Annotated in this window: 10 protein-coding genes; 5 read left to right on the plus strand and 5 right to left on the minus strand. The window is 58.3% G+C overall.

Translation table 11 applies throughout. The features are described from left to right. Window positions 1–65 precede the first annotated feature (65 nt). Genes GBM95_RS09765 through GBM95_RS09780 form a run of 4 tightly spaced genes read left to right on the plus strand, consistent with a single transcriptional unit; the run spans window position 66 to window position 3,444 of the window. Window positions 66–428, plus strand: coding sequence for an L-lactate permease (locus GBM95_RS09765; RefSeq protein ID WP_152158924.1), 363 nt, complete (start codon window positions 66–68; stop codon window positions 426–428). A 41-nt stretch (window positions 429–469) separates the two neighbouring features. After that, window positions 470–1,201, plus strand: a complete 732-nt coding sequence (locus GBM95_RS09770; RefSeq protein ID WP_152158925.1) for a (Fe-S)-binding protein — start codon at window positions 470–472, stop codon at window positions 1,199–1,201. A 30-nt stretch (window positions 1,202–1,231) separates the two neighbouring features. After that, window positions 1,232–2,737 carry a LutB/LldF family L-lactate oxidation iron-sulfur protein gene (locus GBM95_RS09775; RefSeq protein ID WP_152158926.1) on the plus strand — a complete coding sequence of 502 codons (1,506 nt, stop codon included), beginning with the start codon at window positions 1,232–1,234 and terminating at the stop codon, window positions 2,735–2,737. An 11-nt stretch (window positions 2,738–2,748) separates the two neighbouring features. Continuing rightward, window positions 2,749–3,444, plus strand: coding sequence for a LutC/YkgG family protein (locus GBM95_RS09780; protein ID WP_226963266.1), 696 nt, complete (start codon window positions 2,749–2,751; stop codon window positions 3,442–3,444). Between the two features lie 96 nt (window positions 3,445–3,540). On the opposite strand, the gene GBM95_RS09785 is transcribed toward GBM95_RS09780, so the two are convergent. From GBM95_RS09785 to brnQ, 3 genes are all read right to left on the minus strand, one after another. Continuing rightward, entirely contained in the window at window positions 3,541–4,698 is a 1,158-nt protein-coding gene (locus GBM95_RS09785) for a hypothetical protein (protein WP_152158927.1), read from the minus strand. A 106-nt stretch (window positions 4,699–4,804) separates the two neighbouring features. Next, window positions 4,805–5,830 carry an ABC transporter substrate-binding protein gene (locus tag GBM95_RS09790; protein WP_152158928.1) on the minus strand — a complete coding sequence of 342 codons (1,026 nt, stop codon included), beginning with the start codon at window positions 5,828–5,830 and terminating at the stop codon, window positions 4,805–4,807. A 132-nt stretch (window positions 5,831–5,962) separates the two neighbouring features. After that, on the minus strand, window positions 5,963–7,285 hold the full coding sequence (gene brnQ / locus GBM95_RS09795) for a branched-chain amino acid transport system II carrier protein (RefSeq protein ID WP_152158929.1): 1,323 nt from the start codon (window positions 7,283–7,285) through the stop codon (window positions 5,963–5,965). A gap of 746 nt (window positions 7,286–8,031) precedes the next feature. Here brnQ and GBM95_RS09800 point away from each other — a divergent pair. Beyond that, window positions 8,032–8,355, plus strand: coding sequence for an H-NS histone family protein (locus GBM95_RS09800; protein WP_152158930.1), 324 nt, complete (start codon window positions 8,032–8,034; stop codon window positions 8,353–8,355). A 252-nt stretch (window positions 8,356–8,607) separates the two neighbouring features. Here the strand turns inward: GBM95_RS09800 and GBM95_RS09805 are convergent, their stop codons facing one another. After that, on the minus strand, window positions 8,608–9,207 hold the full coding sequence (locus tag GBM95_RS09805; RefSeq protein ID WP_193222654.1) for an IS630 family transposase: 600 nt from the start codon (window positions 9,205–9,207) through the stop codon (window positions 8,608–8,610). 27 nt (window positions 9,208–9,234) lie between these two features. Then, window positions 9,235–9,651 carry a helix-turn-helix domain-containing protein gene (locus GBM95_RS09810; RefSeq protein ID WP_193222655.1) on the minus strand — a complete coding sequence of 139 codons (417 nt, stop codon included), beginning with the start codon at window positions 9,649–9,651 and terminating at the stop codon, window positions 9,235–9,237. Window positions 9,652–9,933: the final 282 nt, after the last annotated feature.

Raw genomic sequence — 9,933 nt, forward strand, 5'->3', positions numbered from 1 at the left:
CCTGTTTTACGAATGAGAGTACCCTCTATGCACAGGCGGCCTGACCCCAAGCGCCACACAGCACCATCCGTCAACTATTAAATACCTTTGTTAATAAAGCCGCCGGCGACCGCTTCGCCTGGATTTCGCCCCTCTTCGGGATGCTCGGCACCTTCGTAACGGGGAGCGTCGTCAATTCGAACGTCCTCTTCGGGAAGCTCCAGCTTCTCGCCGCGCACGAAGCCGGCATGAGCTCCGTCTGGTTTGCCGCCGCCAATGCTGCGGGCGCCACCGTCGGAAAGATGGTTGCCCCGCAGAGCATCGCGATTGCCGCATCGGCCTCGGCGGTGCTCGCCCAAAGCTCCTCAAAGATGCTTTCCGGGACGCTCCGCTACGCCATTGCGGGCGCAGTCGTCCTCGCCGCCATTACCGGTCTCTTTGCCTTCTGAATCTCTTCTTTCCCCAATCAAAATTCCCCAAGGATCCCAAAATGGAAGTCAATTTCTTCTGCACCTGCATCGGAGACGCGGTGAAGTCCCGCGCTGCCGCCGCTTCGGTTCTCCTTCTTGAGAAGCTCGGCTGCGAAATCGTCTTCCCGAAGCGCCAGAGCTGCTGCGGTCAGCCCGCCATCAACAGCGGCTGGATTCGCGAGGCGATCCCCGGCATGAAGAACAACATCATGACCTTTGAAGAGAACGACTACCCCATCGTCTCTCCGGCCGGCTCCTGCACCTACACGGTGAAGACCTACGCCAAGTATTTCCGGGAATTCCTCCCCGAGGAGCCCGAATGGGCCGAGCGCGCGGAAAAAGTTGCCGCCCGCATTCACGACCTCACGGGCTTCATCGTGAATGAACTCGGCATCACCGATGTCGGCGCGCGGCTCCCCGGGCGCGCCGTCTACCACCCGTCCTGCTCGCTCTTCAGAAAGCTCGGCATCCGCGAGGAGCCTCTGAAGCTCCTCAAGAACGTGAAGGACCTCGAGCTTCTTCCCTTCCCCGGCCAGGAAATCTGCTGCGGCTTCGGCGGCACCTTCGCGGTCAAGATGTCCGAGATCTCGGGTGCGCTCGTCTCGGAAAAGGTCGAGCACATGCAGACCCAGTACCCGGACTACGTGATCGGTGCGGATTCGAGCTGCCTTCTCAACATCGGCGGGCGCATCGCGCGCGAAAAGCTCCCCATCCGCGTCATGCACATTGCTGAAGTGCTCATGTCCCGCTGATCCCCCAATTTTCCCCAAATGAGTCCAAAAATGAATTCCACTGAAACTCACCACGAAGTTGACAAGCGCCCCCTCGTCGTCAACGTTGCAAACCCCGACGACTGTGTCGTCACGAACCGCCTGCCTCTCCACGAACGGCTCGATCGCCAGACGCACGACCAGATCATGCGCGCGGCTGTCGCCAAGGCCCAGGACCTGATCGGCAGAAACCGCCAGAAGATGGTCGACGACCTCGGCGACTGGGAAGGCTGGAGAGCGCGTGCGGAGCAGATCCGCCAGGACGTTCTCGAAAACCTCGACGCCTACCTCTACAAGCTCTCGGAAGAAATCGACAAGAGGGGCGGCAACGTCTTCTTCGCGCGCACGAAGGAAGAAGCCACCGACTACATCCTCTCCGTCATCAAGGCGAAGAACGCGAAGAAGGTCGTGAAGTCGAAGTCCATGGTGACCGAGGAAATCGGCCTCAACCACGTCCTCGAGGGTGCGGGCGTCTCGGTCCTTGAAACCGACCTCGGCGAATTTCTTCTTCAGCTCGCAAAGGACCCGCCCTCGCACGTCGTGGTTCCGGCCATTCACCGCGACCGCCGTCAGATTCAGGAAACGCTCAGGAAGACCATGGGCTACACGGGCTCCGACACGCCGGAAGACATGACGCTTTTCGTGAGGAAGACCCTTCGCCCCGAATTCTTCGCGGCCGACGTGGGCATCTCGGGCTGCAACTTTGCCGTTGCCGAATCGGGCTCCATGGCGCTCGTTTCCAACGAAGGCAACGCCCGCCTCTGCACGACTCTGCCGAAGACCCACATCGCCGTGATGGGCATGGAGCGCCTCGCGCCCTCCTTTGCCGAGGTCGACGTCCTCATCACCATGCTCGCGCGAAGCGCCGTGGGTCAGCGGCTCACGGGCTACAACACGTGGCTCACGCCTCCGAAGCGTTCAGGCGAATTGGACGGCCCCGAGGAATTCCACCTCGTCATCATCGATAACGGGCGCTCGGACATTCTCGCCTCGCAGTTCAGCCCCATTCTCCAGTGCATCCGCTGCGGCGCCTGCATGAATACGTGCCCCTGCTACCGCGAGGTGGGCGGCCACGGGTACGGCTCGATCTATCCGGGTCCTCTGGGCGCCGTTCTCACGCCGCTCATCGGCGGCTATGAAAAGTTCCGCGATCTCCCGCAGGTCTGCACGCTCTGCACCGCCTGCGACTCGGTCTGCCCGGTGAAGATCCCGCTCTCAGGACTCATCCGCCGTCACCGCATTGCGGAAGTGGAAATGGGCATCCGGCCGACCGGCGAAAAGCTCGCCATGAAGGGCTTCGGCGTCGCGAACGGCTCGCCCTGGCTCTGGAACCTCACGATGAAGGCGGGCGCCCCCGCGATGAAGCTCGGCATTCATAACGGGCGCGCACCGATTGAGCCAAAGGTCATCAAGGCCTGGACCAATGCGCGCGACCTTCCGGAAGGCGACGGCGAAAGCTTCCGTACCTGGTTTGCCGAACACGAAAAGAGCCTCAGGAACCAGAAGAATCAGAAATAAGGAGACGAAAAATGATCAAGAACCGCGAAGCCTTCCTGGGCGCCCTTGCCGCCAAACTCGGCCGCCCCGTGAGAACGGAGCCGCTCCCCGCCGCGAAGCCCGTGAACGACTATGCGCTCACGCGCTTTGCCGACCTTTCGCCCGATGAACTTCTCAAAATGTTCTTTGAGATCTCGGGCTCGGTGAACCTTGCCGACTGCCGCCTCACGACCGCGGCCGGGCTTGCCGAAGTCGTGAAGGACATTGCCGCCGAGCTCGGCGACGGCGAAGTGCTCCTTTCGGCCGAAAAAGACTTGAAGGACCTCGGCGTCACGACGGATGCGATCGGACCCAATGCCTGGGAATGGGGGAGCGTTGAAGGACGAAAGAATTCTGAACGCGCCTCCACTTCCCGCACGGGCGTCGTCTGGGCGGAGAATGCGCTTGCCGAATCGGGCACGATGGTGCTCTTCTCTTCCGTTGAGAACGGTCGTTCGGTGAGCCTTCTTCCGCAGAACACGATCTTCGTCGTTAAGAAGAGCGCGATTCTCCCGCGCCTCGGTCTGCTCTCGAAAAAGCTCCATGAGCGTTTTGCAGCGGGCATTCCCATGCCTTCCTGCATCAACCTCGTCGGGGGCCCGAGCTCCACGGCGGACATTGAGCTCGTCAAGGTGGTGGGCGTTCACGGGCCTCTGAAGGCCGTCTACCTCGTGATTGAAGACCTCTAATTCTCTTTCTCTAAGCAGCTCATCGATGCGCCGGCTTCTTCCTTTGGGAAGGCCGGCGCTTCTTTTGCAGAGCACTCTTCGGTGAAGCTTCTGAGCTCAGGCGCTCCGCACCTCTTCTCTTTTCCCGAAACGCCGCAGCCAGGAAATCACGCTCGAGAGAAAGCCCGCGACCGAAATAAGGCCGGTGATGACGGAAAAGAGAATTTCGACGGTCCTAAGGCACAGCCGGATCACTCTGTATATGCTCTCCGTCGCGATGGCCTTCAGGTGCCGCATGTCTCTGAGAAACGTCTTCGCCGGCACGCGCTCGAGCTTCGTCACCGCGTCGGGCCCGAAGCGCGCCACAGCCTTCACTTCCGCGGCTCCGCGCTTTTCCGACACCCGCACGAAGTCGGGCCCCAGCGTTCTCAAGGCGGCGGCCGCGTTTTCGCCGAACGGTTCCGCGGCCTTAATCACCCGCGTAATGTCGGCAAGATGCTCGCTCCGTGCGAGGACCTCAAGGCCCGCGCGGGCACCCTCTTTTTCGGTAAAGCGGGCAAGGTCGCCGAGAGGCGCCAGTCTGGCGAGCGTTTTGAACGCTGCCTCGGACGCTTCCTTCGTCCCTGCTTTTGTTCCTGCCTTCGACGCGCTTTTTGCGGCGTCTGCGAGCACAGTGCCGGCTTCTTCGAAGAGCTTCACCGGCACCCGCTTCGAGCGCTTCGCGGCTTTCAGTGCTGAGAGGCCCGCCTTAACAGTGCCCGAAGCCCCCGCCTGCGGCCCGAAGGAAAGCGCCGTGATTCCGATGCCTGCACCCGCGAGCGCGGCGATGAGAAGGTCGACCTCTTCGTTCGAGAGCCAGTGCGACGCCTCGCGGACCAGATCCCGGACGTCGCCGTAGAGCGTGAAGTCCGCAGCAACGCCCGCCGCCCGGCCGTAGTCCTCCTCGCTTTCGCCCAGAAGGAAGCCTTTTGCAACCTCAGCCGCCTGATAGGAAAGCTCGGAGCGCTTCTCGTGGGCAAGGAGCCGATTCGCCTCCACCTGCCGGGCTTGCCGGTCTTCCGCTGCGACGCCCGGGAGCGAAAGCCAGAAGGCGGCGTATTCCTCGGCGTCGGCGTAGCGTCCTTCGTCGATGAGCTCCCCCGAATAGCGCACGGGGTCAACGACCCGAACGTCCGCGAGGTAGTCGACGCGGTCGAAGATGATCCAGTCGATCGAAAAGGCGCCTGCGGCAAGCGTCGCCGTCATTGCCGCGAGCGCAAGGCCGTTCTTCAGCAAGCAACATCCTCCGCCCAGGGAAACAGGTTTTCCCGGCCATTCTAAAAACAAAGCGGAGTCTTCTCTCAGGAAGCTCCGCTTTGAATTCTTTAGTTTTCGAAAAAGATTACTTCCCTTCGAAAAGGATCGCCCCGGCGAGCAGGTCTTCGGGCACGGCAAGACCGATCGCCTTCGCCGCCCTGACATTGATGGTCGGCTGCTTCACGTCCTGCGTCTCAATCTTCATTTCGGCGGGCTTTCTCTTTCCCTCAAGAATGTCCGCGCCCATGTCGGCCGCCTGGCGTCCGAGCTTGTAGTAGTCGACGGTCATGGCCGCGGTGCAGCCCGCTGCGACGCTCCCCAGGTCCCCCGCAACGGTCGGAAGCTTCGCGGGAACCGTGGTCTTCAGAATCACGGCCATGCCGGAAACAACGACGTTGTCGGTCGGGAAGACGAAGCCGTCGACCTTGTTCTTCATCGTCTGCACGACCTGCTGGATGTCGACCACGCCCGACACGGTCGCTTCAATCAGCTCCACGCCGCGCTCCCTGGCGGCCGCGCGAAGGAGATCCATCTGCACGACGGAATTGATTTCGCCCGCGTTGTAGATCGAGCCCACGCGCTTCTTTCCGCCCGTAAGCTTCAAAAGGAGATCAAGCTGCGCGGCAACCGGTCCGATATTGGAGACGCCCGTGACGTTCCCGCCCGGACGGTCGTCCGACTTCACGACCTTCGCGGCCGAATAGCTCGTCACCGCCGCCCCCACGATCGGGATCTTTTTAGTCGTTCTCGCCATGCTCTGCACGGCGGGGGTCGCTACGGCGAAGATGAGGGACGAACCTTCAGACACGAAGCGATCGCCGATGTTCTTCAGGGTCGACTGGTCGCCGTGCGCGTTCTGAAGGTCGAAGCGCGCTTTTTCTCCGTCCTTCCAGCCGCGCTCAGCCATGCCGTCGACGATGCCGCGAACGGTGTCGTTGAGCGCCTCATGGTCGACAATCTGCACGACGCCGATGTTGACGGGAGCTTCCGCCGCCCGAGCAGCGCCCGAAAAGCCCGCATTGAAGCCGAAGCCCAGAAGCACCGCGGAAAAAAGAATCGCGAGTCGGGAACGGGTTTTCAGAAGGCGGCTTTGAGAGGCGGCTGAGGACAATTTTTCTTCTCCTTACAAGCGTTCGAAAACGGGTGGTATTTGAGATTGATATAGAGAAAAGAAGGGCGCCGGATCATATTTGAGGATGACGAGGCGCCCTGAGAAATTAATGATTGAAACGGATTATCCGCATCAGGCCTTCACGGGACGGGCAGCCTTCCAGATGAGGCCGATCACAAAGCCCACGACGGCGAAGGGAATCCAGCCGAGGCCCTGAGCGTGGAAGGGAACCCAGGCGCGGAGCACTTCTTCGAGCGCATCCATCTTGACGCCGGCGGTTTCAAGGCCGTTCACGAATGCCATCACGAGGGTGAAACCCATCGTCCAGGCGTAGACGCACTGGCGGCCGCCGAAGAACTTGTGAAGGAAGATGAGGGCGATGAGCGCCACGCAGGGCGGATAGATGAACATCAGCACCGGGATGGTCGAGACGATGATCGTCTTGAGGCCGAAGAGGCCGATCAGGTACGAGATGATCGTGAAGAGGCCGACCCAGGAGACGTAGGTGAGCTTGCCCGTGAGTTCAAGGAAGAAGGCCGCGCAACAGGTGAGCAGACCCACCGCCGTCGTGAGGCAGGCAAGAAGCACGATCACGGCGAGGAGCATCGCGCCCGCGTTACCGAAGAAGATCTTCGCGCTTTCAGCGAGCACCGGAGCACCCGTTTCCTGCATGCCGATCGCGGAAACGCTCTCCGCGCCGATCTTTGCGATGAAAATGTAGACGATCGCGAGCAGGATGCCGGCAAGGATGCCGGACTTGCAGACCTGCGCGCTCACGGCCTTCGGATCCTTGAAGCCGATTTCGCGAACCGAGCCGATCACGAGCGTGGCGAAGACGAGCGACGCAATGGCGTCGAGCGTGTTGTAGCCGTCAAGAACGCCCTGAACAGCGGCACCGAGAGGATCCTTGTAGGGACCGGTCGCCGCCTGGAAGTCGCCCATCGGCGAAACGAAGGACATGACGATGAGAATGGCGAGCGTCACGAGAAGCGCGGGCGTCAAGAACTTGCCGATGCGGTCGACGAGCTTCGAGGGCGACGACGAGAGCCAGAAGGCGATTCCGAGGAAGATCGCGAGGAAGACGGGAAGCGCAAAGGCCGAGGGGTCAGCCCCGAAGAAGGGACGGACGGCGATTTCAAAGGAGACCGTGCCCGTACGTGGAATGGCGAAGCAGGGACCGATCGCCATGTAGCAGATCACCGTATAGAAAAGTCCGTAGAGCGGGTGCACGCGGCTCGCCACTTCGCGCAGATCGTGGCAACCCGAATAGCCGACAGCGACAATGCCGAGAAGCGGAAGGCCCACGCCCGTAATGCAGAAGCCGAGAAGCGCCCAGTAAACGTTTGCGCCCGCCGTCTGCCCCATGGCTGCCGGGAAAATGAGGTTGCCGGCGCCGAAAAAGAGTGCAAACAGCATCGAGCCGATGGCGATGTAGCGTGTGCTGTTGTTGTCCATGTCTTTGATTGTCCTGTTTTTAGTTGTTGTGACTGAAAGAAAAGCAAACGCCTTCGGAGGGCCTGTGGTCTGCCTTGAGGATACTGACGAAAGCGCGGATAGTGACTGAGATTATGCTTTGAAAGAATCTTGAAAGTATAGGGAGAAAGGCCTAGATAACAGTCGATTGGATCATCAAGTTCCTCCCTAATGCGAAGATTCATCTCTGCTTTTCCGAGATTTTTGCGCTTTTCGTGAGGCTTTTCCCTAATGCCGGAAATGAAGCGTCCGGCCCGCGGAGGCGCTTCTCTTCCGGGAGAAGCGGATTTCCGGCGCCGCCTCCTTTTTGGCAGAGCTCCCGCCCGCTGGCGGGGAGCCGCATCCGGGAAAATGGATTCCATTATCCGGATTTGCCGATTTTTTCAAATTGTTCGAAAAGCAAAAAAACGCTTTCTTCATGCTGCTTGAGGAACTGCATCTCCTTTCTTCCGGATGAAAAATATTTTGAATCTCCCCCTCCCCTTTTGCTGCTTCTTTTCCCCTCATTATTCGATTTCAATCTCCATTCCTCCGAATCATCAGGCCATTAAAGGTCAAAACCTTTACAGATTAGATTTCAAAACATATAATGAAGTTATTCAGGATTCATGCGCCGTCAAAAAAACAGATTTGCGCGATTAAATAATTGCCTGAACCATCATCATTCCATCTCTTCACGGGCCTTTTCCAAAGGTCTGATGAACCTTTATTTATAGAGAGCATTTCCCATGGATTTCGCCCAGTTTGAAAAAGAAATCAGCGACCTCGACGGTCTTCGTCAGCAGATTCGCGATCGTGAAGCCCGTCTTCACGATGAAGCCGTTGAAAACATTCAGTCGCTCATCGATCAGCTGAAGATCAAGTCCACCGAGCTCCGCTTCCCCGACCAGCCTTCCAAGAAGGGCGGCGTGATCCGTCCGGTCAACCCGGTTGCCCCGAAGTACCGCAACCCGGAAACGGGCGAGACCTGGTCCGGTCGCGGCCGCACCCCGGTCTGGATGAGCCAGGCTGTTGAACAGGGCGCGAAGAAGGACGACTTCCTGATCAGATAATCAGGTCTTCCCAAAGATAAAGAGCCAAGATTCCGATATTCGAATCATGGCTCTTTTCATTTGGATGCTGCGGACTGAATCCTCTTTCCGCAGCTCCTTGCGGAAGCTGTCGTTTAAAAGCATCAGCGAAAACGGGCGCCTGAGCGCCCGTTGAAAATGGAAAAATTTTCGCTTTATTAATAGTCTCACCAAATAGGTTTACGAAAAGTGCTAAATAAAGGCCGTATACGAGTACACCCTTTATAAAAACATTTATTCCTTATCCTTCAAATGCTTTCGGCTTTCTCGGTAGGTGGCGTATTTCACCGTATCACGCTCAAAACACTTGCGAACGCCGGCACCCTTACCCTGTTTCATGGCTTGTGCTTGTTCTTGGGCGAAGGTCTGAGTTTCCGCCTGCGTCATGGCGGGAGCCATGCGCATCTTGACCTTCAGTACCTGATTGAACACCTCCACGGGATTCAACTCCGGTGAGTACGGCGGAATAAAGGCGAGTTCGAAGTTGCCATCTTCCGCGATCCAGTCTTTCACGACTTTGGCTTTATGAATGCTGGCATTGTCACAAACGACAATGATCTTGCGTTCCTTGTCATACTCATTGCGGATTCCGATTAGGAAATCACGAAAATCCTCAGCGTCGACAGCTTTGCTCTGGATGGAGAAAAGCAGTTTTCCGCGATTGTTGACGGCTACCTGCATGACTGCAGCACCATATCGAGCACGGCCGTTTATCAGCAACACCGGGGTTTCGCCACGGTATCCCCAACCTCTGATCCAGTTCGGATCCTGCTTGAGAGCCGTCTCGTCCTGCCACAGGATGATGGCTTTTTCAGCAGCCGCTCGCTTGACCAATGCTGGATAAGTCGTATTCAGCCACTCCTAGACTTTTGTTTCGTCCTGCTGAATGGAGCGCTTTACCGGACGCTGATAACTGAGGCCGACACTGTTGAGCCAGCGACACAATGTGGATTTGGCAACCTCAATGCCAAACTTAGTCTTAATCAGCATACGGATGGTAGATGACTGCCATAGCGAATGCTGGATGCCAAAGTCCGTAGGGCGCTGATCGGTGATGAAACCCAACAACTGCTGCTTCTGCTCGTCCGACAGGAATGACTGCGTGTTTTCTCTGCGGCCGCGCTTTTGACCTTTGACAGCATTTTCGACGCCTTCACTACGTGCACGCTTCAACCACCGGTGAATGTCAAGTGAGCTTTCGCCGATTTTGTTCTTAAAAAGTAGGTTGTAGTCTAAGCTCAGTGAGGGCTTTGCCCTCTCCGCCTTCGGCGGATTCACCCAGAGTTTTTTGGCCCGTAGAAAAACCTTTGATGCAGCTGTGCAGCACCGTTCGCGCGGAGAGGTCGGCAGGCCGGTAGAATGAGCCTCCTCAGGCAGGAGGAGGCCGAGCCTGAGGCCCGCGGAAAACCGCCGAACGCCTTGTTGCAGCAGCAGCGGGGCGTTTGTTCAAGCTGCCTTGGCATCCTAAAAGTCGTCGAAAGCCCTCACGAAAGCTCTTTAGAAATGAGTTTTCCAATAAAAATTCCGTGAAACTCACGGACTTTTTTGTTGACTTCAATA

The sequence above is a fragment of the Sutterella seckii genome, from assembly GCF_009183815.1.
In the GTDB taxonomy this organism is placed as follows: Bacteria; Pseudomonadota; Gammaproteobacteria; order Burkholderiales; family Burkholderiaceae_F; genus Sutterella; species Sutterella seckii.